The following is a 25,650-nucleotide window of genomic DNA, read 5'->3' on the forward strand; positions in this document are numbered from 1 at the left end:
GCGGCGCTCAGGCCGGGTCGCGTTCGGACCAGACGGCCAGCTCGTTGCCGCCGGGCTCGATGAACTGGAAGCGGCTGCCCCCGGGGAAGGAAAACACCGGCCGCACGATCTCGCCGCCGGCATCGCGCACGGCGGCCTCCACCGGTGCCAGCTGGTCGGCATACAGCACCAGCAGGGGAGCACCTGCGCCGCTGGCCCGCTGAGGCGGGCTGCGGAAGAAACCGCCCTGCAGGCGGCCGTCGTCGAAGGCGGTGTAGTCGCTGCCATAGTCGACGAACGACCAGCCAAATACCTTTTCGAAGAAGGCACGGCTGGCCGCCGGGTCGCTGGAGGCGAATTCGACGTAATCGATGCGGCGCTCGCGGCTCATGGCAACGTCCTGGTCGACGGGGTGGGTCACGGCAGGCGGGCCAACAGTTCGCGGGCCTGCGCCTGGCTGTGCAGGTCGCCGCCTTCGGCCACTTCCTGCAGCAGGGTGCGCGCGGTCTGGGCGTCGCCCAGGTCGAGGTAGGCGATCGCCAGCTCCAGGCGCTCATGCCCCGCCTGCGATGGCCAGCCCGAATCCCCGGTCACGCTCCCGGCGTCATGCGCTTCGGCCGGCGGGTCAAATACACCGCGGAACTGGGGTTGCTGTTCAGCGCGCAGCGCATAGTCCGGCACCGCCACTTCAGCCGCAGGCTCCGCTGTCGTGGCTTCATCGGGCTGCGGCGCAATGGCTACGTTTCCGTCGCGCGCAGCGACCGGCTCTTCCCGGCGCGGCAGATCCGTCACTGCCCTGGGCAACGCAAGTGCCTCATCCTCGCGCAGCACCTGGGACTGCCATTCGGCGTGTGCCGCCCCCCCCGCCTGCTCCTCGTGTTCAGTCGCCCACGCCGGCATCGCCGGTTCCTGGCGCTCACCCGCAGGCGCCGACGACGACCATGAAGACTGTTCGGCCAGGGTATCCAGCGCGGCCCCGGCGGGCACGGCCGCAGCCAGGCCGGCCGCATCATCTTCTTCGCGTAGCGGCGGCAACGGCGACGGCTTGCGCCTACGCAGCAGCCAGGCCGCCGCAGCCGCCAGCAACAGCACCGGCAGGCCCAGCCAGTACCACGGCGTTGCCGCATCGCGGGCGCCCGGGGCCTGCGCCAGGCGCTGCTGCGCAGCGGCCAGGTCGTTGTCCTTCATCGCGATCAGCGACTGCTGCTGTTCCTTCAGCTTTTCCAGTTCGGCCACGCGCTGCTTCAGTTCGCCGATCTCGGCATCACGGGTGGCGATGTCTTCACGTGCCTGCCGCAGTTGTTCGTTGCCCAGCATGTCACCCTCGCTGCCGGCAGCAGTGCCGGTGGTTGTGCCCGCACGTGCGGCGTCGGACGCCAGCGCCGGGGCGATCTCAAGTCGTGCCCCGCTGGCCGCAGCCGGCGGCGCAGCATCCGCGGTTGCCGCCCTCGCGACCGGCGCCACCGTACCCGTCGGTTGCGGCACGGCACGCGCCTGCCGCCATTGCGCGGCATGTTCACGCACCAGCGCAGCGGCCTCGGCGGCGTCGACCGCAGCAAGCGCTTCGTTGCCTGGCATGCGCAGCACCGCCCCCTGCCTGAGCAGGTTGACGTTGCCACGAATGAAGGCTTCCGGGTTGGCGCGCAGCAGGGCGATCATCGCACGGTCGCGGCTGACCTGATGGCCACGCGCCACGGCAACGGCGATCTGCGACAGGGTCTGGCCGCGCTGCACGGTGACGCTGCCGTCGGCCGATGGCTTGGCGGGCGCCGAGGCGACGGCGTGAGGCGGTGCCGGCACAGGTGCAGGTGTGGCTGTTGGCGTTGGCGTTGGCGTTGGCGTTGGCGGGTTGACCGTATCCGCTGTCGCAGGCACTACCGGCGGCGCTTCGCGGGTGATGGTGTTGGATAGAGTGCCCGCCGGCGCAACGATCTCCGGCTCGGCCACCGCCAGCGCACTGGACGGTGCATCAACCAGCGCCGAGTACTCGCGCACCAACCTGCCCTGGCCCCAGTCGGCTTCGATCAGGAAGCTCAGCGACGGGGTCTCGACCGGCGCCTGCGAGGTCACCCTGACCACCGCCCTGCCCTGCGCGTTGCGGGTCAGCTCGAACTGCAGCTCGCTGACCAGCCCGGTTGGCCGCTGCAGGCCGACCCGCTCGAAGGTGACCGGTGAGGCCAGCGCCACGCGCAGGTTCTCCAGCTCGGACGGGTCAGCCGAGACGACCGGGATCTCGGCCAGCAAGGGCTGGCCCGGCTTGGACAGGACACGGATGTCGCCCAACCCCAGGGCGAACGCCGAACTGCTGGCCAGGGCCAGCAACGCAGCGGAAAGATAGGTGAGCGGGCGCTTTGCGCCCTTGGCCCGTTTATTCATGGGCGACACTATAAAGCGTGCGGACCGGGGTCCGCACCCATGTAGAGCCGAGCCCATGCTCGGCTGCATTGCCTGAGCCGAGCGTGGGCTCGGCTCTACAGAAGAGGCTGGGCATTGCCCGGCCGCTGTGATCAACCCCGCTCGGCAGCGACCAGCTCGGCCAGCTGAACGGCGTTCAGCGCGGCACCCTTGCGCACGTTGTCCGACACGATCCACAGGTTCAGGCCACGCGGGTGCGACAGATCCTCGCGGATGCGGCCAACGTATACCGCGTCGGTGCCCGAAGCGTGCGTGACCGGCGTCGGGTAGCCGCCGGCCTCGTGGCGATCAACCACTTCGACGCCCGGCGACTGCTCCAGCAGCGCACGCGCTTCGGCCACGGTGACCTTGTCGCGGGTCTCGATCGCCACGGACTCGGAGTGCCCATAGAACACCGGTACGCGCACCGCGGTCGGGTTCACCAGGATGCTGTCGTCGCCGAGGATCTTGCGGGTCTCCCAGATCAGCTTCATCTCTTCCTTGGTGAAGCCGTTGTCCTGGAAGTCGTCGATGTGCGGGATCAGGTTGAAGGCGATCTGCACCGGGAAACGCTGCGGATCGATCTCCTGGAAGCTGAGCAGCTGGCCGGTCTGCTTGCCCAGCTCCTCCATCGCCGAGCGGCCACCGCCGGACACCGACTGGTAGGTGGACACATTGATGCGCTCGATGCCGTACTTGCGATGCAGCGGTGCCAGTGCCACCAGCATCTGCATGGTCGAGCAGTTCGGGTTGGCGATGATGCCGCGCGGGCGGTTGGCGACCTGTTCCGGGTTGACCTCGGATACCACCAGCGGCACGTCATCGTCGTAACGGAAGGCCGAGGAGTTGTCGATCACCACCGCACCGGCGGCGGCGAACTTCGGCGCGTATTCCTTGGACACGCTGCCGCCGGCCGAGAACAGCGCGATGTCGACGCCGCTCGGATCGAAGGTGGCCAGGTCCTGGACCGTGACCTTCTGGCCGTTGAATTCGATCTCGCCGCCGGCCGAACGCTCCGACGCCAGGACGCTCAGGGTACCGACTGGAAAATCACGCTCGGCCAGGATCGACAACATGGTCTCGCCGACGGCACCGGTGGCGCCGACGACGGCAACGTGGAAACTGCGCTGTGCATTGCTCATGGGGAAAACTCTCACGAAAACGGGGAATGGGGAAAATCACGCACGACAGCTGGGTTCGGGGAACCTCCTCAGGCAGGGGCGCGCGGAGGTTCCCTATCGTTTCCCGGTTTTTTTGCCCAGCGTCACGCGCGCAGCCATCGCCGCGTCAGCGTTGATCGCGCTCGGCATGTGCAACGGGCCGCCGTCCAGGCCGAGCCCGGCAAGCAGGTTATCCACGGCCAGCTGTACCATCGCCGCGCGCGTGGCCAGCGAGGCGCTGCCGATATGCGGCGTGAGCACCACGTTGCGCAGTGCCAGCAGCTCCGGGCGCACCTCCGGCTCACCCTCGTACACATCCAGGCCGGCGGCAGCCAGGCGGCCGTTGGCCAGCGCGTCGGCCAGTGCGATTTCGTCGACCAGGCCACCACGGGCAATGTTCACCAGCGTAGCCGACGGCTTCATCTTCGCCAGCGCGGCGGCATCGATCAGGTGATGCGAGGCCGGGGTGTATGGCAGCACCAGCAGCAGGTGGTCGGACTGTGCCAGCAGCGAATCCAGGTCCACATAGGTGGCGCCCAGTTCGGCTTCGGTCGCGGCCGGCAGCTGCGAACGGTTGTGGTACAGCACCTTCATGCCGAACCCGTGCGCACCGCGGCGGGCGATGCCCTGGCCGATGCGGCCCATGCCGAGGATGCCCAGCGTGCTGCCGTGGATATCGGCACCGAGCATGGTCTGGAACGACCACTGCTGCCACTGGCCATCGCGCAGCCAGCGCTCGGACTCGGTGATCCGGCGCGCGGCCGCCATCAGCAGGGCGAAACCGAGATCCGCGGTGGTTTCGGTCAGGACGTCCGGCGTATTGCTGGCCAGGATGCCGGCCGCGCTGAGCGCATCGACGTCCAGGTTGTTGTAGCCGACCCCGACATTGGCGATCACCTGCAGCTGCGTGGCATCGGCCACCTGGGCTGCGCCGATGCGCTCGTTGAGGGTGATGATCGCGCCGTCGGCGCGGGCCAGCTGTGCGGCGATCTGGTTCGGCGACCAGGCGGTGACGGTGTCGGTGGTGCGCAGCTGCACGCGATCACGCAGCGGCGCGATGGCCGCGTCGATCAGCGGCTGGCTCACCCACACGGTCGGCCGCGCGTCAGCCATCGATCTGCCCGGGAATGCGCGGGGTGATCGTGCCGACATCGCCGCACTGCGCGCGGTGGCGCAGCGCCTGGTCCATCAGCACCAGCGCCACCATCGCCTCGGCGATCGGCGTGGCACGGATGCCGACGCAGGGATCATGGCGACCGGTGGTGACCACCTCGACCACGTTGCCGGCGGTATCCAGCGACGGGCCCGGCAGGCGCAGGCTGGAAGTCGGCTTCAGGGCAATCGACGCGACCACCGGCTGGCCGGTGGAAATACCACCGAGGATGCCGCCGGCATGGTTGCTGGCAAACCCCTGCGGGGTCAGCAGGTCACGGTGTTCGGTACCCTTCTGCGCCGCACTGGCGAAACCATCGCCGATCTCCACCCCCTTCACCGCATTGATGCTCATCAACGCGGCCGCGACCTCGCCGTCGAGCTTGCCGTAGATCGGCTCGCCCCAACCCGGTGGCACGTTGTCGGCCACCACGTCCACCCGCGCACCGACCGAATCGCCGGACTTGCGCAGCGCATCCATGTACGCCTCCAGTTCCGGTACCTGCGCGGCGTGCGGCCAGAAGAACGGGTTGTCTTCCACCACCGACCAGTCGAAACCGGCCGGGGTGATGTCGCCCAGCTGCGACAGGTAGCCCCGCACGGTGACGCCGAAGCGTTCGGCCAGCCACTTCTTGGCGACCACGCCGGCGGCCACGCGCATGGTGGTCTCGCGCGCCGAGGAACGGCCGCCACCGCGCGGATCGCGGATGCCGTACTTGTGCCAGTAGCTGTAGTCGGCATGGCCCGGGCGGAACTGCTGGCCGATGTTGGCGTAGTCCTTGCTGCGGTGGTCGGTGTTGCGGATCAGCAGCGCGATCGGGGTACCGGTGGTCAGGCCCTCGTACACGCCGGACAGGATCTCGACCTCGTCCGCCTCGCGGCGCGCCGAGGTGTGCCGGCTCTTGCCGGTGGCACGGCGCTGCAGGTCGTGGGCGAACTCGGCAGCGTCCAGCGCCAGCCCCGGCGGGCAGCCATCGATCACGCAGCCGATGGCCGGCCCGTGCGACTCGCCGAACGTGGTGACGGTGAACAGCCTGCCGAACGAATTGGAGCTCACGGGCGCTGCGCCGCCAGTTCGGTGATGCGGGCGCTGTGGGCGATCAGCTCGCGGCATTCGACCGCGAAGATGCCCATCTGGCCCACCTTGAATTCAATCCAGGCGAAGTCGACCTCCGGCAGCAGCTTGACCAGGTGCTGCTCGGACTCACCCACTTCACAGATCAACAGACCGTCTTCGCTCAGGTGCAGCGGGGCGTCGCGCAGGATCTTCAACACCAGGTCCAGGCCATCATCACCGGCACGCAGGCCCATTTCCGGCTCGTAGGAATATTCCTGCGGCAGGGCATCAGTCTCGTCGTTGGTGACATACGGCGGATTGGTGACGATCAGGTCGTAGTGGCGGCCGGTCAGGCCACTGAACAGGTCCGACCTGATCAGGGTGACGTTGTGCGCCTGCAGGCGCTCCTTGTTCTCTTCGGCCAGCGCCAGGGCGTCATCGCTGAGGTCGACGCCGTCCACCTCCCAGTTCGGGAAGTAATGGCCCATGGCAATGGCGATGCAACCCGAACCGGTGCACAGGTCCAGGGCCCGGTGCACGTCGCGGCCGGCCAGCCACGGCTCGAAGCCGCACTCGATCAGCTCGGCGATCGGCGAGCGCGGCACCAGCGCGCGCTTGTCGCTCTTGAAGCTCAGGCCGGCAAACCACGCCTCACCGGTAAGGTAGGCGGCCGGGATGCGCTCGTCGATGCGGCGCTGGAACAGTTCCAGCACGCGCAGCTTCTCGGCCTGCAGCAGGCGCGCCTGGCCATAGGCCGGACCCAGATCGTGCGGCAGGTGCAGGCTGTGCAGCACCAGCTGGGTGGCCTCGTCCAGCGCGTTGTCATAGCTGTGTCCGAAGGTCAGCCCGGCTTCGTTGAAACGGCTGGTGCCGTAGCGGATCAGATCGATGATCGTGTGGAGTTCGGCGGCCGTTTCGGCGGTCATGGCGGTACTGCGGGCAAAGTGGCCCCCGATTATAGGGGCTGGCGCCCGTCGCGGCATCCGTTGCGGCGGAAACGATCAGGCCACAGCCGGTATGATGGGGCCCACTTCCCGCGGGGGCTCCCATGTTCAATCGCAACGTCGGCATCATCCTGCTGATCGCCCTGGCCGCGGGCCTGGGCCTGCTGGCCGCCCAGCAGGTGTTCGCGCCGAAGCCACCGGCCAATGCTCCGGCCACCGAAGCGGTCACGCTGTACCCGCAGCCGCGCGAACTGCCCGACTTCAACCTGGCCCAGTCCGATGGCACCCGCCTGATCCCGGGTGAGCTGAAGGGCCACTGGACCCTGGTATTCCTGGGCTTCACCTTCTGCCCCGACGTCTGCCCGACCACCCTGGCCGAGCTGGCCGGCGCGCAGAACCAGTGGGAAACCCTGCCCGACAGCCTGCGCCCGCGCGTGCTGTTCATCTCGGTCGACCCGGACCGTGACAGCGCCACCCGCCTCGGCGAGTACGTGCACGGTTTCCACAAGGACACCCTGGCCGCCACCGCCGACGTTCCCTCGCTGGAGCGCTTCGCCACCTCGCTGGGCTTCGTGTTCCAGAAGGTGCCGGGCAAGCACTTCGACGAGAATCCCGAGGACTACACCGTCGAGCATTCGGCCAGCCTGGCCGTGCTCGACCCGCAGGGCCGCCTTGCCGGCCTGGTGCGCCCCCCGTTCAACGCGCCGGCCATTGCCCGCGACCTGCAGAAGCTGACCGAGAAAACCGCCCCATGAGCCTCACCACCGCCCTGACGTACGCCCTGCCCCACCGCCTGCTGTCCTCGATGGCGCGTTCGCTGGCGTACTCGGACGATCCGCGCGTATCGCGCTGGCTGATCGACACGGTCACCCGCAAGTTCAACGTCAACCTGGACGAAGCAGCCAACCCGGACCCGCGCAGCTACGCGACCTTCAACCAGTTCTTCACCCGTGCGCTGAAGCCGGGCGCGCGCGTGGCCGACGCCGATCCGCGTACGCTGGTGATGCCCGCCGACGGCCGCATCAGCCAACTCGGCAGAATCGAGGCCGGCCGCATCTTCCAGGCCAAGGGCCAGTCGTTCACCGCCGCCGAACTGCTGGGCAGTCCCGAGGACGCCAAGCCATACAACGACGGCCTGTACGCCACCGTGTACCTGTCACCGCGCGATTACCATCGCGTGCACATGCCGTGGACCGGCACCCTGCGCGAGACCGTGCACGTGCCAGGGCGCCTGTTCAGCGTTGGCCCGGCGGCGGTCAACGGCGTGCCACGCCTGTTCGCGCGCAATGAGCGCCTGGTCTGCCACTTCGACACCAGCTTCGGCCCGATGGTCAGTGTGATGGTGGGAGCGCTGCTGGTGTCCGGCGTGGAAACAGTCTGGAGCGGCGAGGAAATCCCGCACTACGGTGACCGCATCACCCGCAAGGACTATCGCGGCCGCGGCATCCGGCTGGAGCGCTTCGCCGAGATGGCGCGCTTCAACTACGGCTCGACCGTGATCGTGCTGCTGCCGCCGGGCGTGGCCGAGTTCGCACCGCATCTGGATGCCGAGCATCCGGTGCAGCTGGGCCAGGCCCTGGCAAAACTGCGCTGAGAAAAAAAAAGGGGACGGAGGGGATTAAGTCGTTTATGCATAAACGACTTAATCCCCTCCGTCCCCTTTTTCTGTTGTTACTGCAGGACCGGGGCCGGGCCGACGTCCATGCCGTCGTAGTCTTCCACGCCCCACTCCGCGGCCAGCGCCGCCAATTCCTGGTTGCGGCGATCCAGCGAGGCTTCGTCGTGGATTTCCACGCGTTCCACATGCAGCACATGGAACGGCGCCTCACCTTCTTCCGGTTCCTGTTCGAACAACTCCACGAAGCTGTAACCGTGCTGTTGCAGGTGCGCCGCCAGCGCCTGCAGCGGCTCGCCGGTGGAGTGCACGAAGAAGTACCCCCACAGCAACGGGGCATTGACATCCCAGTCGGTGTTCTCGCGGAGGTTGGCGAACAGGTTGCGGGTGGCTTCAAGGTCCATGCAGATTCCAGGTCGTGAGAGTTACTTGTCGCAGCCCTGCAGCTTCAGCGTCTGGCCGTGGCGCAGGGTGTAGGCCGGGGCCTTCAGGCCGTTGGCACGGGCCAGGGTCGGAACGTCGCACTGGAACCTCGCGGCAATGGCACCCAGGGTCTCCCCCCTGGCCACCTTGTGGCTGCGCGCCGGCTTCGGCCGTGCCGCGCGCGGCGCAGCCACCGGAGCCACCGGCGTGGCCGGTACGCTGCTGGAGGCAGCAGCATCGGCCACCGGCACCACACCGCCCACGGCCACGCTGCCGGTGTAGCTGGTTGCGGCCGGGCGCACGATGGCGGCATTCAGATCAGCGGTAATCAGCGTGCGGGCCAGGTCGGCGCGCGGGCCACTGACGCAGTTGCGCTGGTACAGGCCGGCGATGCGGGTGGTGGCGTTGATCAGCGTACCGGCCGGAATCCAGCCGTCGGCCTCATAGCGCGGATTCAGATTGCGCAGCGCACGCATGTAGCCGTCGCGCGTACCGTGGCTGCCCAGGCAAATGGTCAGTTCATAGATGGTGGTGGACTTGGCCAGGCGCAGCGTCGCCGGTTGCGCGCTGATCTTCGGGAACTCGACGCCGTACTGCTGCGGGTGCAGGAAGATCCAGGCAGCGGCGATCACCATCGGAACATAGTCCTTGGTTTCACCGGGGAACTGGTTGTAGACGCTGTCGGTCCAGAAACTCTGCCCCCCACTCTGCCTGAACACCCGCGCGGCACGGCCTTCGCCACCGTTGTAGGCGGCCACCGACATTTCCACGTTGTTGTTCAACTCGCGCAGGCGCTCGTTGAGGTAGCTGGCACTGGCCTCGGCCGCACTGCGCGCATCGAAGCGGGTATCGAAGCCGGTGCCGTCCGGGCCCAGGCCGAAGCGGCGGCCGGTGGCTGGCATGAACTGCATCAGGCCGGCGGCACCGGCGCGCGAGGACGCATGCACGCGGCCATTGGATTCCTTGGCCATGATGCCGAACAGCAGCGCTTCGGGCAGGCCGCGCTTTTCCCATTCCGGCCACATCACCGCGCGCAGGTTCTGGTAATTCTCGTAGCTGGTCAGCAGCGCCGGGCGCATGTCGGTCAGCCAGCGGCGGATGCCGGCCTGCACCGCCGGGTTGTATTCGACCATGCTGTCGAAGGCATGGCGCTTGTCGTTCAGCAGGGCGGCGGCGCGGGCGGCTTCGGGCACGTCCGCGGTCAGCGGGCCGACATGGTCGGGGTCTGCTTCCAGGCGGTCGCCACTCTCGTCGGCCACGTCATCACTGGCGGCCGCATCGGCGTCGTGCTTGAGCAGCCGCTTGTAGCTGGCCAGCAGGGTACCCATCTGGCAGCCTTTCTGCTTGACGCAGTCGTTGAGGACATCTTCCATGTCCTCCAGAGCCGCGTCGGCTTCGTTGCTGCCCTTGGGGTCGGCATTGGCGACCAGCAGCAGGGCATCGCCGTAGCGCTTCTCGGCGGCGGTCATGCGCTGCTGGAGCGCATCCACCTTCGCCTTGTCCCGGGCCGAGACCCGCTGCGCGTGGGCGTCAGGCGCCAGGGAAACCAGGCCGGCCAGGGCCAGCAGCGGCCAACCGCGGGAAATCAGGACAGGAACGGGCATTGATGGCACTGTGTACGAAACAGGCTGGCAGAGTAGCGGCGCCGCCGAGGTCGGGGCAAGCCGACCTTCGGGCCGTCGCTGCCGGCGGTTAACATTGGGCTATTCACCACAAGGGCTGGACCATGGATCCGATTCTGCTCGGCAAAGGCATCACCGACGACGTAGCTGTCACCCTGCTGCCGAAACTCGGCAACCGCCACGGCCTGGTGGCCGGCGCCACCGGCACCGGCAAGACCGTGACCCTGATGACCCTCGCCGAGGGCTTCTCGCGGCTGGGCGTGCCGGTCTTCCTTGCTGATGTGAAGGGCGATGTTTCCGGCCTGGCAGTGCCCGGCACCGGCGCCGAAAACCTGCTCAAGCGCGCGGCCGAGATCGGCGTGGCCGACTATGCACCGGCCGCCAGTCCAGCCATTTTCTGGGACCTGTACGGCAAGCTCGGCCATCCGGTGCGCACCACCGTCAGTGAAATGGGCCCGACCCTGCTGTCGCGGATCCTCGAACTGAACGATACCCAGGCCGGCGTGCTCGACATCGTGTTCAAGCTGGCCGACGACCGTGGCCTGCTGCTGCTGGACATGGATGACCTGCGTGCCCTGCTCGGCCTCGTCGCCGAGGAACGCAAGGACATCTCCACCGAGTACGGCCTGGTCAGCGCGCAGTCGATCGCCGCGATCCAGCGCGCGGTGCTGCGCCTGGCGCAGGATGGTGGCGAGAATTTCTTCGGCGAACCCGCGCTGGAGCTGGCCGACATCATGCGGGTCAATCACGACGGCCGCGGCATGATCGGCATCCTCGCCGCCGACCAGCTGGTGCTCAAGCCCAAGCTGTATTCCACCTTCCTGCTGTGGCTGCTGTCGGAACTGTTCGAGCAGCTGCCAGAAGTGGGCGACCTCGACAAGCCGAAGCTGGTCTTCATCTTCGACGAGGCACACCTGCTGTTCGACGACGCTCCGCCGTCGCTGGTGCAGCGCATCGAGCAGGTGGTGCGCCTGATCCGCTCCAAGGGCGTGGGCGTGTACTTCTGCTCGCAGTTCCCCGATGACGTGCCGGGCAACATCCTCGGCCAGCTCGGCAACCGCGTGCAGCATGCATTGCGCGCGTTCACGCCGCGCGACCAGAAGGCGGTGAAGACGGCTGCCGAAACCTTCGTGCCGAACCCGAAGCTGGACGTGGCCAAGGTGTTGAGCCAGCTCGGCACCGGCGAGGCGCTGGTCTCCACGCTGCAGGACAAGGGCGTGCCGATGCCGGTACAGCAGACGATGATCGCGCCGCCGCGCTGCCGGATGGGGCCGATCACCGACGCCGAACGCGCGCAGGTGCGTGCCGGCAGCCCGGTCGGCAGCCGCTATGACACCGCGATCAACCGCGAATCGGCCGCCGAACTGCTGGCCCAGCGCGCGCAGAAAGCCGTCGAACAGGCGCAGGCACCGGCCGCGCGCAGCCGCGAACAGGACGACGCGCGGGAGGGCGGCTTCGGCCAGGCGATCAAGGATGCGATCTTCGGCACCAAGCGCCGCCAGGGCATGATCGAGACCATGGCCAAGCAGACCACGCGCACGGTCGGTACCAAGCTGGGCAACCAGATCGTGCGCGGGATTCTGGGTGGCATCTTCGGCGGCAAGCGCTGAGCCGCCACTGTTGAGTTCAGGGCCGTTTCCGCTGGAAATGGCCCTGACCCCGCTCCCCATTCGTCATCCGAAAAGAAGTCGTATTGCATGTCCCGTTGGCGCCCCCCCGCAGAAAAGAGCACTGCCCTGATCACCGCTTCCGGGCACGCACGGCTGAAGGCCGAGCTGGATGAGCTGTGGCGCGTGCGACGCCCCGAGGTGGTGAAGGCACTGGCCGCGGCCGCCGCTGAAGGCGACCGCTCGGAGAACGCCGAGTACACCTACCGCAAGAAGCAGCTGGGCGAGATCGACCGCCGCGTGCGCTACCTGACCAAGCGCCTGGAATCGCTGCGCGTGGTCGATACCACGCCGGCCGATCCGCTTGCGGTGTTCTTCGGTGCGTGGGTGGAACTGGAAAACGTGGACAGCGGCGACACCAGCCGCTACCGCATTGTGGGGCCGGATGAGACCGATGCTGGCCTGGGCTGGATCAGCATCGATTCGCCACTGGCGCGTGCACTGCTGAAAAGGCGCCTGGATGACGAGTTCTCGGTGGAGCTGCCCGGCGGGCAGTTCACCTTTGCGGTGATCGGGGTGGAATACGAGCCGTCGTAGCGTCGAGCCGATGCTCGGCCTCGCTGTCCATGTGGAGCCGAGCCCATGCTCGGCTGATGCGCCACGCAGCCGAGCATGGGCTCGGCTCTACAACGGTGGCGGGTACGTGCGCCCTGCGCGCAGCGGGCGGAAATAGTCGGCATTGCGATAGAAGGCGCAATGCTGCACGGCGTGCCAGCCGGGAATGCCGGCCAATGGCAGGGGCCGCAGCTGCAACGGATCGGTCACGGCCCTGCCCTCGGCAATGGCCGCGGTCACCGCGTCGACACAGGCATCATCGGCATCACCCTGCACCACCACGCATTTGCCGACCAGCAATCGCCCCGGCAACAGTGCCTGCTCCATCAGCGCATGCCCGAACACCGCCGCGATGGCGATGTCACCGCTGTGCCAGTGTGCCGGCTCGAACAGTGCAGGCCAGTCATGCCTGTCCCACGCGCGCAGCAACGTGCCGTTGCGCACGCGCACGATCACCCCACTCTCGTCGAACTGGGTCAACGCGGCCTGCGCGCGGTTGCGCTGGCCAGGCGGCATCGTCTTGATGTGCAGGCATTGCTGCATGTTGAGCGCCCGCTTGAGGTCCGGATGGCAGGCCCACACCAGTGCATTGAACAGGTCGTGCCAGCTGTCGGCGCGGGTGGCGATGCGGCCCTGCGCGATTCGGGCTTCGTAGTGCAGGCCGTCCGCCAGCAACGTGGCATCCTGTTCGACCAGGCGTCTGCCGGGCAGCGCCAGCCGCGCATCCAGATCCGCAATGGACGGCCAATCGGGTCCGGCCAGCAGATCACGGTAGCCCTGCAGCTGCGCAAACAGCGGATGCTCGAACACTCGCGCATCGACCGCCGCACGCGGCGGTGGCACGAAACGCCGGGAGCCGCCTCCGTGACCGGGGGCGGCCGCTCCTTCCGTCACAGCACCCTGAGGTCGAATGCCGGGCGGGCAGCCGCCGGCAACGCGTCGCCGTACAGGTCGTGCTCGTCGCTCTCGGTGATTTCCACGTCGACGAACTCGCCCACGCGCAGCGGCACCTGGTCGGCATTCTGGATGTGCACCAGGCCATCGATCTCCGGCGCATCGGCCCGGGAGCGGGCCACCGCGATGTCGCCTTCGATGGCGTCGACCAGGCATTGCTGCACGGTGCCGATCTTGGCCTCCAGGCGCGATGCGGAAATCTGCGCCTGCCGCTCCATGAAGCGGGCCAGGCGTTCCTGCTTCACTTCTTCAGGCACAGCTCCGGGCAGATCGTTGGCCGTGGCCCCCTCGACCGGCGAGTAGGCGAATGCGCCCACACGGTCCAGCTGCGCCTCGTCGAGGAACGACAGCAGCTCTTCGAACTCGGCTTCGGTCTCGCCGGGGAAGCCGACGATGAAGGTCGAGCGCACGGTGATGTCCGGCGCGATGCGGCGCCAGTTCTGCACGCGCTCCAGGGTCTTCTCGACCGCGCCGGGGCGCTTCATCAGGCGCAGGATGCGCGGGCTGGCGTGCTGGAACGGGATGTCCAGGTACGGCAGGATACGGTTCTCCGCCATCAGCGGCACCACCTCGTCCACGTGCGGGTACGGGTAGACGTAGTGCATGCGCACCCACGCGTCCAGCTCGGACAGGCCTTCGCACAGCGCCTTCAGGCGGGTCTGGTAAGCCTTGTCCCGCCACATCCTCTCGGCGTACTTCACGTCCACGCCGTAGGCCGAGGTGTCCTGCGAAACCACCAGCAGCTCGCGCACGCCCCCCCGCACCAGGCGCTCGGCTTCGCGCAGCACTTCATCGACCGGGCGCGACACCAGCTTGCCGCGCATCGACGGAATGATGCAGAAGCTGCACGTGTGGTTGCAGCCTTCTGAGATCTTCAGGTAGGCGTAATGGCGCGGGGTCAGCTTGATACCGTAGTCGGGCACCAGGTCGACGAATGGATCGTGCTTGGGCGGCAGCGCTTCGTGCACCGCTTCCATCACGCTCTGGTAGTCCTGCGGGCCTGACACGGCCAGTACGTTGGGGTACGCCTCGCGGATCTGCTCCGGGCGCTTGCCCAGGCAGCCGGTGACGATGACCTTGCCGTTCTGGTTCATTGCCTCGCCGATCGCGTCCAGCGATTCGGTCACCGCCGAATCGATGAAGCCACAGGTATTGACCACTACCACATCGGCCGAATCGTAGGACGGGACGATGTCGTAGCCTTCCGAGCGGAGCTGGGTGAGGATGCGCTCGGAGTCGACAAGGGCCTTCGGGCAGCCAAGGCTGACGAAGCCGACTTTGGGGTTCAGCTGGGACATGGAATCGCGGGACTCTGGGGGCCTGGGCCCCTGCCGGCGTGGCAGGGGTCCTGGGGGCCGGGGGCCTGAAAGGGCGCCAGTATACCGGGGTTGGCGGCCGCGCTCTGAACGGGCAGCCGCCTGATCACGCACAGCCACTGACACCACGCTAGCCCGGGTCTACAGCCTGCTGGTGATGATCCGGGCGTACGAGGAATCGGACACGAAGAGCAAGCGCGTGCGCGCCGCCATCCACCGCCAATGCAGGGGGTGGCAGGACGGGACCTCGTGCGGCGTCATCTGGAACGGCAAGGGTTCAAGCTGGACCCAACTGGACCCGCAGAACAAAACGTTCCAGCTCGTGCCCGAGCGTGCCTAAGCGGCGATGCTCGCCATCCGCAAGTTCCGGGATGGCCACGGGGCGGTCAGGATCATGCGCATCATTAGCCGAGGAAGGTCTACAGTTGACCAACGGCGGTAGCCCGGCGGACCAAGCAGGTGAACGGCACCATGCGGAAGAAGTGTTAGGCCTGTCCGAAGAGCTTCCTGCATAAGTAGGAGCCACGACTTTATCAAGGCAAGCGACGGCTTAGCATCAAGCCGGGACAAGCCGTTCGCGCAGCTCCTCCCAGCCCCCCATATCTTGGCGGCATTGTCGGGCAAGCGGACCTAATGCCTCGCTACCCACATTTTGCACCGCCACGACCCCGCCCGTGGTTGGCGCAGGGTCAGGAGGCCCAGGGGCCGAGGTCGGAGCGGCTTCAAACCAGCCACCAGCCCCGTGATTGTCCGCGTCAAAGCTAACCACAACTCGCTGCAAGCGATATTTCATGGACGCAGATCTAAAATCGGCGCATACCGGCGCTCATGTAGGAATTCTCCTACTCCTGCGCGCCAACCCTGCACCTATGCTCCATCTGCGGTCCGCATCAACTCGAGAGGGCAGATTCATGGCGCCCACGCAGCTCGATTCTGCATGGATCCGCGAGCTTCTCCTTTAGGAAAGGATGATCACCAAGAGGTAACGAAGCACAGGCCTTCCGAAACACGACGCATCTGAAAGGCGATGACGCTCGGGCCGGGGAAAGCGTAAGCGGACCCGCGGCAATAGCTGTGTGGCCGACGCCATGTCTGCGACGACAGAGAGTCGTTACATCATCGGACCGCAATAGTTTTCACTCAAAAGAGGGAACTTTATGAAATTCAGCCATACGTCATACCTGGCACCCATTCTTGGCATTGGCGCATTAATGACCCCTTGGATCGTGGTGGCAACCCCCCATTCCAGCGTCGCTGATAGCCCCCAAAATGTCGTCCATATGAAGGCCACTGATCGGGCACAGGTAGAGAGCGATCTCACCAAAGAGGCGCAGAAAATTGTAGACGAGCTCCCGCCGCTACCCGGACAAGCCTCTAACAGCCATAGGGTTTCAGTGAAGTTCAACAAGACAGGAGAGCTGCTCATAGTTGACTTGGGTAGAGACTTCGTACCTGAAATGTATGGAGCCCAATTCGAGGATAATTTGCATGAGATATCCCGCTCACTGCTCCCCTTGCTGGAGGGAGTAATTCCAGTAAAAGGGGTGGAGTTTCAATACAGCGGCAAGAGCATCTATGATTACTTCCCCGAAGAGCGGCACGAAACACCCATTCAAGTATCACCGACCGCAAGATCACCATCCATCCTCCAGTCAAGCGATGCAGCTCAGTGATGATATCGACAGGACATGGCGCCTATTATCATTACGGATTCAAAGATGGGCGATTTCAGCGCGATGAATACAGTGGCGCAAGACAGGATCTAATAACACCATCGATGGCGGATTTACTCTCCAATGCACTGACAAGCAGAAGTGGAGCAACAACGCCCTTTGTCAGATCCAGGGAAACGACCATTCATCAGCCGAACGGGCTTGAGTGGCGGAAAATCCGGTAGCAGGTGCTCCAACGGAACGGTCTGCCGGGCCCTGCTGGTGCCGATCCAGACTTGCAAACCCGATCCCATCGCCTTCTCGCTTCGCCCCCCCCCCTCGCAGGCGATCACAGTCAGAGGATCGTCGGGCAAGCTGACAAAGCGTGTCGTCCAGTAGAAGTCGGGGGGGGGGCAGTGGCATTCCCGTTCGAACTGGCCAACATGCTGCCCGGCAAGCGGGCTACTGCCGCTACCGTGGCGCAGGCAACGCAGGAGGTGGCCAACGGCTGATTTCGTCGCCCTGCTGGCCATCTGCGTGCTGCTGCCGGTTGCCGGCGCCACCATGCTCAAGATGTGGCAGACGTGCCCGCCTCGCCGCCGGCACAACGGCCTGGCCGTGGGACAGATTCCGCGGGCGCTGCGCCGCCGTACCCTCATGGCAGTAGCGTCTACTGCTGGAAACGCTGCGATTGAAGCGTACCGCAATCACCTTCGTGGTCATGGCCACTTGCGACACTCAGGCAACCTGATAGTCAAACCAACTGAATCATGCGGCAGAAAGGCTGACGAAGCCGACTTTGGGGTTCAGCTGGGACATGGAATCGCGGGACTCTGGGGGCCTGGGCCCCTGCCGGCATGGCAGGGGTTCCTGGGGGCCGGGGGCCTGAAAGGGCGCCAGTATACCGGGGTTGGCGGCCGCGCTCTGAACGGGCAGCCGCCTGATCACGCACAGCCGCTGACACCACGCTAACCCGCGCAGCACCGACAATGCAGATCTGTTCCCTGCAACGAGGAAGATGATGATGGCCGAATGGATCACTCTGGATACGCACCACGGGCCGGTCCGGGCGTGGCAGGCCCTGCCGGAGGGCACTCCACGCGGCGGGCTGGTGGTGGTGCAGGAGATCTTCGGTGCGAATCCGCACATCCGCGGAGTCGCCGAGCGCTTCGCCACGGAAGGCTACGCGGTGCTGGCGCCGTCGTTCTTCGACCTGGTCGATGGTGCCGAGGCCGATCCGGATGCGCTGCCCTACGACGCCGAGGGCGTGAAGCAGGGCCTGGAACGGGTCGCCGCGCTGGGCATGGAGAAGGCGCTGGAAGTCGTGCGTGCCGCCGCCACCCGGCTGGCACCGCATGGCAAGGTCGGCACGGTGGGCTATTGCTGGGGCGGGACGGTGGCCCTGCTGTCGGCCCTGCGTCTGGGCCTGCCCTCGGTCAGCTATTACGGCGCACGCAACGTGCCGTTCCTGGACGAGGCGCCCAAGGCCCCGGTGATCTTCCACTTCGGCGCCCAGGACAGGAGCATCCCGCCGGAAGCGGTCCAGGCCCATCGCGAGAAGCTGCCGCAGATGGCCACCTATGTCTATCCGGCCGACCACGCCTTCAACCGCGAGGTCGGACATGCGTATGATCCAGACAGCGCCGCCCTGGCGCTGCAACGCACCCTGGACTTCTTCACGGAGCATCTTGGATGAGCGAATTCGAACTCGATTCACGCCTGGCCACCGATAGCGTGCTGGTGGCGGAAGGACCGTTATCGCAAGTGCGGCTGATGAACGACGAACGATTCCCCTGGCTGGTGCTGGTACCGCGCCTGACCGGGGTGACCGAGTGGATCGAGCTGGACGGCGAGCAGCAGGACAAGCTGCGCACCGAGCTCAACCGTGCCTGCAAGGCCCTGAAGGGCCACGATGGCGTGGAGAAGATCAACATCGGCGCGCTGGGCAACATCGTGCGCCAGCTGCACTTCCATGTGATCGGCCGCCATGACGGTGATCCGGCCTGGCCCGGCCCGGTCTGGGGCAGCGGCCCGGCGCACCGCTACGAGCCGGCGGCGCTGGACCAGCATGTCGCCTATTGGAAGGAACGGCTAGGATATCCGGCCCAGTCCTGAGCCTCCGCCACGCCGATGCGATTCAACCTCGTTGCCGCCATCCTGCTGATCCTGATCGGCCTGTTCATGCTCGCCAGCAATCTCGGCTGGACGCACCTGAACCTGTCCAAGCTGCTGCTGACCTGGTGGCCGGTGGCACTGGTGGGCGTCGGCATCGCAATGCTGTTCGGCCGCGGCAAATAAGGAAGGCGGCGCATTGCGCCGCCTTCCCTCATGTAGAGCCGAGCCATGCTCGGCTTCAATGCAGGGCAGCCGAGCATGGCTCGGCTCTACAAATCGCCTGCAATCGTCAGGTCCGCGGCAGGGTCACGCCGGTCTGGCCCTGGTACTTGCCGCCGCGATCGCGGTATGACGTCTCGCAGACGTCATCGGCCGCTGCCTGGAAGAACAGCATCTGCGCCACGCCTTCGTTGGCATAGATGCGCGCCGGCAGCGGCGTGGTGTTGCTGAACTCCAGGGTGACGTGGCCTTCCCACTCCGGCTCCAGCGGGGTCACGTTGACGATGATGCCGCAGCGCGCGTAGGTGCTCTTGCCCAGGCACACCACCAGGGTGTCGCGCGGGATGCGGAAGTACTCGACGGTACGCGCCAGCGCGAAGCTGTTCGGCGGGATGATGCACTCGTCGGCGGTGATGTCGACGAAGCTGCCCGAGTCGAAATGCTTGGGATCGACGATCGTCGAGTTGATGTTGGTGAACACCTTGAACTCGCGCGAGCAGCGCACGTCGTAGCCATAGCTGGACGTGCCGTAGCTGACGATGCGCTGGCCGTTGGCCTGCTTGACCTGCCCGGCCTCGAACGGCTCGATCATGCCGTGCTGCTCGGACATGCGACGGATCCAACGGTCACTCTTGATGCTCATGCTTTGTCCTGGGTACGAGGGGGCGCAAGGATTCTAGCAGGGGGCCCGGCGTCGCCGGCGCTCCCCGCCCGGGCACTTACAGCAGCGACGACAGGATCGGGATCGATGCGCGCGGGCGCTTGCCCACTTCCTCGATCAGGCGCTGCGCGGCATGGCGATAGGCCCGGGCCGGCACTGAATCGGGCTCGGCCACGGTGATCGGCGTGCCGGCATCGCCCTGCTCGCGGATGCCGATCTGCAGCGGCAGCGAACCCAGCAGCGGTACGCCGTACTGCGCGGCCATGCGCTCGCCGCCCCCCTCGCCGAACAGGTGCTCGACATGCCCGCAGTGGCTGCAGGTATGCACTGCCATGTTCTCGACGATGCCCAGCACCGGCACCTCGACCTTCTCGAACATCTTCAGCGCCTTCTTCGCATCCAGCGTGGCGATGTCCTGCGGCGTGGTGACGATCACCGCGCCGGCCAGCGGGATCTTCTGGGTCAGGGTCAGCTGGATGTCACCGGTGCCCGGTGGCAGGTCGATCAGCAGGAAATCCAGGTCGTCCCACAGCGTGTCATTGAACAGCTGGGTCATCGCCGAGGTGGCCATCGGCCCGCGCCAGATCATCGGCGTGTCTTCTTCGATCAGGTAACCGATCGACATGGTGTCCACGCCGAATGCGCGCAGCGGCTCGATGCTCTTGTTGTCCGGGCTTTCCGGGCGTCCGGAAAGGCCCAGCATGGCCGGCACGCTGGGACCGTAGATGTCCGCATCAAGCACACCGACCCGCGCGCCGAGCTGCTGCAGGGCCACGGCAAGGTTGACCGCGGTGGTCGACTTGCCCACGCCGCCCTTGCCCGAACCCACCGCGATCACGTTGCGGATGCGGGCATGCGGCGTCAGCCCCTTCTGGACCTGGCTGGCATGGGGACGGCGGGGAGAACTGTTCACGGAAGCACCAGCGGCATCAGGGGGAATAACCCAACATCATACAAGCTGGACGTAACCTGACTGAAATTCAGGGCTGCTACAGATTCGTGCAAAATTCGTTAAGTTCATGTTACGTTCGTTCAGCACTGTTTTTGGGCTTGCGGCTGCCATCGAGCAGGCGCGCGAATGGCGCATGGCGCAGTGCCGAATTGTTTTTGCTCTCTGAAACGGAACTACATGAAAGTCACTCGCAACACCGCACGTCGCAACTCTCTCGCTGTCGCCTTGATTTCCGCCCTGGTTGCCGCTTCGCCGGCCATGGCCCAGGACAAGGCCACCAACCTCGACAAGATCACCGTCACCGGTTCGCTGATTCCGCAGACCCAGGTCGAGACCCAGACTCCGGTCATGACCATCAGCGCCGAAGCCATCCAGGCCCGCGGCTTCAACAGCGTCGCCGAAGTGCTGCAGCAGTCGTCGCTGACCACCGGCGGCATCCAGGGCGGCCAGACCTCGGCCTCCTTCACCCAGGGCGCCGAAGCCGCTGGCATGTTCGGCCTGAACCCGGGTTACACCAAGTACCTGATCAACGGCCGCCCGATGCTGTCCTATCCGGCGCTGTACAACGGCGGCGACGCCTTCAACAACATCAGCGGCATTCCGATCGACATCGTCGAGCGCATCGAAGTCCTGCCGGGCGGCCAGTCCTCCCTGTACGGCTCGGACGCGATCGCCGGCGTGGTCAACATCATCCTGAAGGACCACATGGAAGGCGGCAGCCTGTCCGTGCGCGGCGGTGCCTACACTGAAGGCGGCGGCAGCAGCTTCCGCGTCAGCGGCGCCCATGGCTTCTCGGCGCTGGACAACCGCTTCAACGCCCTGGTCAACGTGCAGATCGAAAGCAGCAACCCGATCTGGGGCTACCAGCGTGACCTGACCCGGCAGAACAACACGCACGGCTACACCGCACAGCTGCCGAGCAATGACTTTGCGGTCATCGACGCCAAGACCAATGCGCTGTACATGATGGACCCGAGCAACTGCGCCAACGTGGCCGGCCAGTTCGGTGGTACCACCGTGCTGGGCAACCGCCCGACCGGCCAGTCCTGCGGCTCGGTCTACGGTGCCGGCTACAAGACCCTGAAGAACAGCAAGGACAGCGGCCAGTTCTACTCGTCGATGACCTTCGACGTGAACGACAGCTTCCAGTTGTTCGCCGACGTGCTGTACAGCAAGGAAAAGACCGAGTTCACCTCGGGCTCGAACTACCTGTGGTGGGGCACCAAGAGCACCATGGGCGGCTTCTACGACCAGGCGTCGGGCAAGCTGGTCAACCTGCAGCGCGCCTTCGCGCCGGAAGACATCGGCGGCGAAGGCTACAAGAGCATCCTGAACAACGACAAGAGCCGTGCCTACCAGGTGACCCTGGGCGGCAAGGGCGCCGTGGGCAACTGGGACTACAGCCTGAGCTTCACCCGTGGCGAATACCGCCTGGATGAGAACAAGTTCCAGCGCTTCGGCAGCGCCATCAACAGCTACTTCGCGGACAAGGTGCTGGGCCCGCAGCTGGGTACCCGCGACGGCTTCGGCATCTACAACACCAACTGGGCCGCCTTCTACGCGCCGATCTCGCCGGAAGACTTCGCCAGCTTCACCGGCTACACCACCAACCACAGCCGCACCTGGCAGAACCTGGCTCGCGCCCAGGTCACCAACGGTTCGCTGTTCGCGCTGCCGGGCGGCGACGCCGGCCTGGCCGTGGTCGTCGAAGGCGGCAGCGAGGGTTGGGACTACAGCCCCGACCAGCGCCTGCTGGACGGTGACGTGTGGGGCTCGTCCGCCGTGGCCGGCAATGGCCACCGCAGCAACTATGCGGTGACCAGCGAGCTGCGCATGCCGGTGCTGGACTCGCTGACCGTGACCGCGTCCGGCCGCTATGACGCGTTCAAGATCGCCGACAACACCGTGGACAAGGCGACCTACAGCGTGGGTGTCGAGTTCCGTCCGATCGAGAGCCTGCTGTTCCGCGGCAAGTACGGCACCGCCTTCCGCGCGCCGACCCTGCCCGATGCCTTCCAGGGCCGCAGTGGCTACTACGCCGCCAACTCGACCGACTACTACCGTTGCGGCCAGCTGGGCTACGTGCCGGGCAATACCGACGCCTGCCGCTACGCCGACAGCGTCTCGGTGTACTCCGAACGCGCCGGCAACCCGGACCTGGAGCCGATCACCGCCGACGTGTGGAACGCGGGTATCGTGTGGGCGCCGATGGCCAACCTGTCGATCTCGGCTGACTACTACAACTGGAAGATCGAGAACGAAGTCGACACCGCCAGCACCGACCAGCTGCTGCTGGCCGAGTACTACTGCCGCAATGGCCTGCCGAACGGCTCTTCGGCCACCTGCCAGAACGTGGCCGACTGGGTCGTGCGCGATTCGGCCGGCAACCTGAGCTCGCTGTACACGCCGAAGATGAACGTGGCCCGCCAGAACCTGCAGGCCGTGACCGTTGGCTTCAAGTACCTGCAGGACATCGGCCGCTTCGGCTCGCTGCAGCTCTCGGGCAACTACACCAACATGCTCAAGCGTGAGGTGCAGGCACAGCCGGGCGAGCAGTACCAGGACCTGCTGGGCAACCCGAAGGCGATGTGGAACTACGACAGCTACGCCAAGGTCCGTTCCGACGCGGCACTGGCCTGGTCGCTGGACAAGTGGACCACCACGCTGTACGCCAACTACATCGGCCACACCCCGAACTACCTGGCCGGCCTGAACGGCTACGGGTACACCCATGCGGCTTCGGGCTACCAGGCAGGCAAGTGGGGTTCCTACACCACGTACAACCTCAGCTTGAACTACCGTGCGCAGGATGACCTGACCCTGTCGCTGATGGTCAACAACGTGTTCAACAAGATGCCGGAACAGCAGGCCCACAGCTATCAGGGCACTTCGGGCACGCCGTACAACAACTACCTGTACAACGTCTACGGCCGCGCCGTGTACGTCCAGGCCAAGTACGACTTCGGCAAGTAATCCCGTCGTTTTCCGGGTTTCATTCCGGACCAGGCCCCGCTTCGGCGGGGCCTTTTTTTTTGCCTTGCACAAACGGTTGCAGCGCCACCTGCCAGCACTGACATAAATCGAGCGCATCTGATACCGTCACAACCTGTTCACGATCCAGTCAGCATTCCCCGAACAACGCGCAGCAAAGGACGAGACATGCACGTTATTTCCGCACGCATACTGGGCACGGCCCTTTCATTGGCGCTGGCAAGTACCCTTGCACAGGCCTCCCCCATTCCCGTCGAAGACCTGGCACGGCTGCCTGCGCTGCAGTCGGTATCGCTCAGCCCGGATGGGAAGTATCTGGTCGCCCTGATTCCTTCGCCCGGCAACCCCGAGGAAACGGCGCTGGCGAGCTGGGACACGGATTCCATGGGCGGCCCGCCCAAAGTCATTACGCCGTCTGGCGACCGGATGAAATTCATTGCTGCCGGTGCGCTGAAGGCCGGCCAGATCCTTGCCGTGGGTCGCCAGGAATGGACCGGTCAGCTCGGTGGTTGCGGTGAAGGCAGCGTGTCCGGAGCGACCAAGACGTTCGTGGTGAAAACCTACCTGACCGACCAGTCTCAGAAGAGCTTCAGCGAGGCCTTCGCTGACAACACCCGGAAGCTTGGTGTGAGCGAGCAGACCCAACGCTGCCTGGAGCTGGGCGGCAGCGCCTCGCTGGTCAACATGCTGCCGCTGGACCCGGACCGGGTCATCATCCGCCAGCTCAGCGAAATCACGCTGACCTCCAATTACTATCTTTACAACCTGAAGACCAAGGAAACCGAATTACTGTTCCGTGGGGGAACCCGCGCCCAGCCGGCCCTGTTCGATCCTCGCAGCGGCAAGGTGCTGGCAAAGGCACAGATCGAGCCAGTCAGCGGTGATTACGATCAGCAGTTGTCGATACTGGATCCGAAAACGGGCCAGTACGTCGCCCAGAAGCCGCTTGATTCCCGCCTGTCCAACCGTCATACGGTGGAGCTGGCGGGCGTCGACGATGCCAGTGGCAAGTATTACGTGCTGACGGATCTTTTCTCCGACAAGGTCCAGGCGCACCTGTATGACGCCACGACGCAGAAGTTCGACCCGGAACCGGTGCTGGCCAACCCGAATTTTTCCATCGCCAGCCTGGTGTTCAGCACCCAGCCGAGCACTTTCAACCAGGTGGTCGGGTTCACCATCGACGGCCCGGGCATGCAGACCGTTTACGTCGATCCAACACTGAAGTCGATCCATGAGTCGCTCAAGACGGCCGTGCCGGATCGCCAGATCGACATCACCCGCTACAACGATGACTTCTCGCGCATCCTGTTCCGCGCAAGCAGTCCCGATGCGCCCTCCGCGTACTACCTGCTGCTGGACCGCAAGAAGGTCGTCAACCTCGGCAACGAGCGCCCCTGGATCGGCAAGGGCCTGGTGGGTGAGCAACGCTGGGTCACCTACAAGGCGCGCGACGGACGGCAGATTCCTGCGATTCTCGATCTTCCTGCAGGCTGGAAGCAGGGCGACGCGGCGCCGCCGGCCGTCATCCACCCACACGGCGGCCCCTGGGCTCGCGACTATATGCAATGGGACCCCTCCGGCTGGATTGCCCTGCTTACGTCCCGCGGCTATGCAGTACTGAGGCCCCAGTACCGCGGATCTTCCGGCCTGGGCCGCGACCTGTGGATCGCCGGCGACCGCGAATGGGGCCAGAAAATGTCGGATGACAACGACGACGGGGCGGCCTGGATGGTCGCTCAGGGATATGCAGCAAAGGACCGCATCGCCATTTTCGGGTATTCGTATGGCGGTTTCGCAGCAGCCGCAGCCACGGTGCGGCCCGGCTCGCCGTACCAGTGCGCGATCGCCGGTGCGCCGGTGACCGATCTGGCCCGTCTCGGCACTTCATGGAGCGACAACCGCATCCAGCGCATCCTGCAGGGCCAGACGGTCAAGGGAATGGACCCGATGCGCAACACTGCGTCGGCCAACATTCCGGTGATGCTGTTCGTTGGCGACCGCGACGTACGCACCCCCGCTTTCCACGCGCAGGGCTTCTACGACGCAGTCAAGAACAAGGTTCCCGCGCAATTCCACCTGATCGCGGACCAGCAGCACAGCATGCCCTGGTATCCGCGCCAGCAGCGGCAGACCTTGGGCCTCATCGAATCGTTCCTGAAGAATGACTGTGGTCCCAACGGCCTATAGCGCATCCCCTAGCATGAAGATGTGAAAAGCGT

The 25,650-nt window shown here is 65.8% G+C and carries 22 protein-coding genes; 10 read left to right on the forward strand and 12 right to left on the reverse strand.

The features are described 5' to 3' along the window. Positions 1-7: 7 nt before the first annotated feature. The 6 genes from A9K58_RS15385 to prmB all read right to left on the reverse strand — a co-directional run bounded on the left by A9K58_RS15385 (position 8) and on the right by prmB (position 6,668). Complete coding sequence (locus A9K58_RS15385) at positions 8-370, reverse strand: VOC family protein (protein ID WP_065200176.1); 363 nt, start codon at positions 368-370, stop codon at positions 8-10. A 26-nt stretch (positions 371-396) separates the two neighbouring features. Beyond that, positions 397-2,355 (reverse strand): motility hub landmark protein FimV, encoded by a 1,959-nt coding sequence (locus tag A9K58_RS15390; protein ID WP_065200177.1) that lies wholly within the window; start codon positions 2,353-2,355, stop codon positions 397-399. 131 nt (positions 2,356-2,486) lie between these two features. Next, a complete protein-coding gene (locus A9K58_RS15395; protein WP_065200178.1) occupies positions 2,487-3,515 on the reverse strand; it encodes an aspartate-semialdehyde dehydrogenase in 1,029 nt (342 codons plus the stop codon). Between the two features lie 93 nt (positions 3,516-3,608). Next, positions 3,609-4,646: a 2-hydroxyacid dehydrogenase gene (locus A9K58_RS15400; RefSeq protein WP_065200179.1), complete on the reverse strand. Its 1,038-nt coding sequence runs from the start codon at positions 4,644-4,646 to the stop codon at positions 3,609-3,611. After that, the gene (aroC, locus tag A9K58_RS15405; RefSeq protein WP_065200180.1) at positions 4,639-5,742 is read right to left on the reverse strand and encodes a chorismate synthase; all 1,104 of its coding nucleotides are present in this window, start codon (positions 5,740-5,742) and stop codon (positions 4,639-4,641) included. Before aroC ends, A9K58_RS15400 begins: the two co-directional genes overlap by 8 nt. Continuing rightward, positions 5,739-6,668 carry a 50S ribosomal protein L3 N(5)-glutamine methyltransferase gene (gene prmB, locus A9K58_RS15410; protein ID WP_065200181.1) on the reverse strand — a complete coding sequence of 310 codons (930 nt, stop codon included), beginning with the start codon at positions 6,666-6,668 and terminating at the stop codon, positions 5,739-5,741. The genes aroC and prmB overlap by 4 nt, the downstream gene beginning before the upstream one ends. A gap of 122 nt (positions 6,669-6,790) precedes the next feature. On the opposite strand from prmB, the gene A9K58_RS15415 reads away from it, so the two are divergent. Together A9K58_RS15415 and asd are read left to right on the forward strand one after the other, a co-directional pair. Further along, entirely contained in the window at positions 6,791-7,441 is a 651-nt protein-coding gene (locus tag A9K58_RS15415) for an SCO family protein (RefSeq protein WP_065200182.1), read from the forward strand. Beyond that, positions 7,438-8,280, forward strand: a complete 843-nt coding sequence (gene asd, locus A9K58_RS15420; protein ID WP_065200183.1) for an archaetidylserine decarboxylase — start codon at positions 7,438-7,440, stop codon at positions 8,278-8,280. Before A9K58_RS15415 ends, asd begins: the two co-directional genes overlap by 4 nt. 77 nt (positions 8,281-8,357) lie before the next feature. On the opposite strand, the gene A9K58_RS15425 is transcribed toward asd, so the two are convergent. Together A9K58_RS15425 and A9K58_RS15430 are read right to left on the reverse strand one after the other, a co-directional pair. After that, the gene (locus tag A9K58_RS15425) at positions 8,358-8,705 is read right to left on the reverse strand and encodes a ribonuclease E inhibitor RraB (RefSeq protein ID WP_065200184.1); all 348 of its coding nucleotides are present in this window, start codon (positions 8,703-8,705) and stop codon (positions 8,358-8,360) included. Between the two features lie 21 nt (positions 8,706-8,726). Then, positions 8,727-10,328 (reverse strand): transglycosylase SLT domain-containing protein, encoded by a 1,602-nt coding sequence (locus A9K58_RS15430; protein ID WP_065200185.1) that lies wholly within the window; start codon positions 10,326-10,328, stop codon positions 8,727-8,729. A gap of 122 nt (positions 10,329-10,450) precedes the next feature. On the opposite strand from A9K58_RS15430, the gene A9K58_RS15435 reads away from it, so the two are divergent. Further along, positions 10,451-11,956 carry a helicase HerA-like domain-containing protein gene (locus A9K58_RS15435; protein ID WP_065200186.1) on the forward strand — a complete coding sequence of 502 codons (1,506 nt, stop codon included), beginning with the start codon at positions 10,451-10,453 and terminating at the stop codon, positions 11,954-11,956. An 87-nt stretch (positions 11,957-12,043) separates the two neighbouring features. Beyond that, positions 12,044-12,550 carry a transcription elongation factor GreB gene (greB, locus tag A9K58_RS15440; RefSeq protein ID WP_065200187.1) on the forward strand — a complete coding sequence of 169 codons (507 nt, stop codon included), beginning with the start codon at positions 12,044-12,046 and terminating at the stop codon, positions 12,548-12,550. Positions 12,551-12,637: 87 nt separating this feature from the next. On the opposite strand, the gene A9K58_RS15445 is transcribed toward greB, so the two are convergent. Continuing rightward, positions 12,638-13,462 (reverse strand): DUF3025 domain-containing protein, encoded by an 825-nt coding sequence (locus A9K58_RS15445; protein ID WP_065200188.1) that lies wholly within the window; start codon positions 13,460-13,462, stop codon positions 12,638-12,640. Continuing rightward, positions 13,459-14,820: a 30S ribosomal protein S12 methylthiotransferase RimO gene (gene rimO / locus A9K58_RS15450; protein ID WP_065200189.1), complete on the reverse strand. Its 1,362-nt coding sequence runs from the start codon at positions 14,818-14,820 to the stop codon at positions 13,459-13,461. The genes A9K58_RS15445 and rimO overlap by 4 nt, the downstream gene beginning before the upstream one ends. A gap of 1,175 nt (positions 14,821-15,995) precedes the next feature. Between rimO and A9K58_RS19550 the strand changes: the two genes are divergently transcribed. The 4 genes from A9K58_RS19550 (at position 15,996) to A9K58_RS19725 (ending at position 18,788) form a co-directional block, all read left to right on the forward strand. Continuing rightward, positions 15,996-16,511, forward strand: coding sequence for a hypothetical protein (locus A9K58_RS19550; protein WP_155760524.1), 516 nt, complete (start codon positions 15,996-15,998; stop codon positions 16,509-16,511). A 1,003-nt stretch (positions 16,512-17,514) separates the two neighbouring features. Continuing rightward, positions 17,515-18,186 (forward strand): dienelactone hydrolase family protein, encoded by a 672-nt coding sequence (locus tag A9K58_RS15460; RefSeq protein WP_065200270.1) that lies wholly within the window; start codon positions 17,515-17,517, stop codon positions 18,184-18,186. After that, positions 18,183-18,605, forward strand: a complete 423-nt coding sequence (locus A9K58_RS15465) for an HIT domain-containing protein (RefSeq protein WP_065200191.1) — start codon at positions 18,183-18,185, stop codon at positions 18,603-18,605. The genes A9K58_RS15460 and A9K58_RS15465 overlap by 4 nt, the downstream gene beginning before the upstream one ends. 15 nt (positions 18,606-18,620) lie before the next feature. Then, a complete protein-coding gene (locus A9K58_RS19725) occupies positions 18,621-18,788 on the forward strand; it encodes a LiaI-LiaF-like domain-containing protein (protein WP_005410498.1) in 168 nt (55 codons plus the stop codon). A 106-nt stretch (positions 18,789-18,894) separates the two neighbouring features. Here the strand turns inward: A9K58_RS19725 and dcd are convergent, their stop codons facing one another. Beyond that, positions 18,895-19,467: a dCTP deaminase gene (gene dcd / locus A9K58_RS15470; RefSeq protein ID WP_014037995.1), complete on the reverse strand. Its 573-nt coding sequence runs from the start codon at positions 19,465-19,467 to the stop codon at positions 18,895-18,897. Between the two features lie 76 nt (positions 19,468-19,543). After that, complete coding sequence (gene apbC, locus A9K58_RS15475) at positions 19,544-20,398, reverse strand: iron-sulfur cluster carrier protein ApbC (protein ID WP_065200192.1); 855 nt, start codon at positions 20,396-20,398, stop codon at positions 19,544-19,546. Positions 20,399-20,614: 216 nt separating this feature from the next. Here apbC and A9K58_RS15480 point away from each other — a divergent pair, with 216 nt between their 5' ends. Both A9K58_RS15480 and A9K58_RS15485 read left to right on the forward strand, forming a co-directional pair. After that, positions 20,615-23,410: a TonB-dependent receptor plug domain-containing protein gene (locus tag A9K58_RS15480; RefSeq protein WP_065200193.1), complete on the forward strand. Its 2,796-nt coding sequence runs from the start codon at positions 20,615-20,617 to the stop codon at positions 23,408-23,410. Between the two features lie 186 nt (positions 23,411-23,596). Next, a complete protein-coding gene (locus A9K58_RS15485) occupies positions 23,597-25,618 on the forward strand; it encodes an alpha/beta hydrolase family protein (protein ID WP_065200194.1) in 2,022 nt (673 codons plus the stop codon). The last annotated feature ends 32 nt before the right edge of the window (positions 25,619-25,650 follow it).

Origin of the sequence: Stenotrophomonas maltophilia, from assembly GCF_001676385.1 — a bacterium.
Taxonomy (GTDB): Bacteria; Pseudomonadota; Gammaproteobacteria; order Xanthomonadales; family Xanthomonadaceae; genus Stenotrophomonas; species Stenotrophomonas maltophilia_J.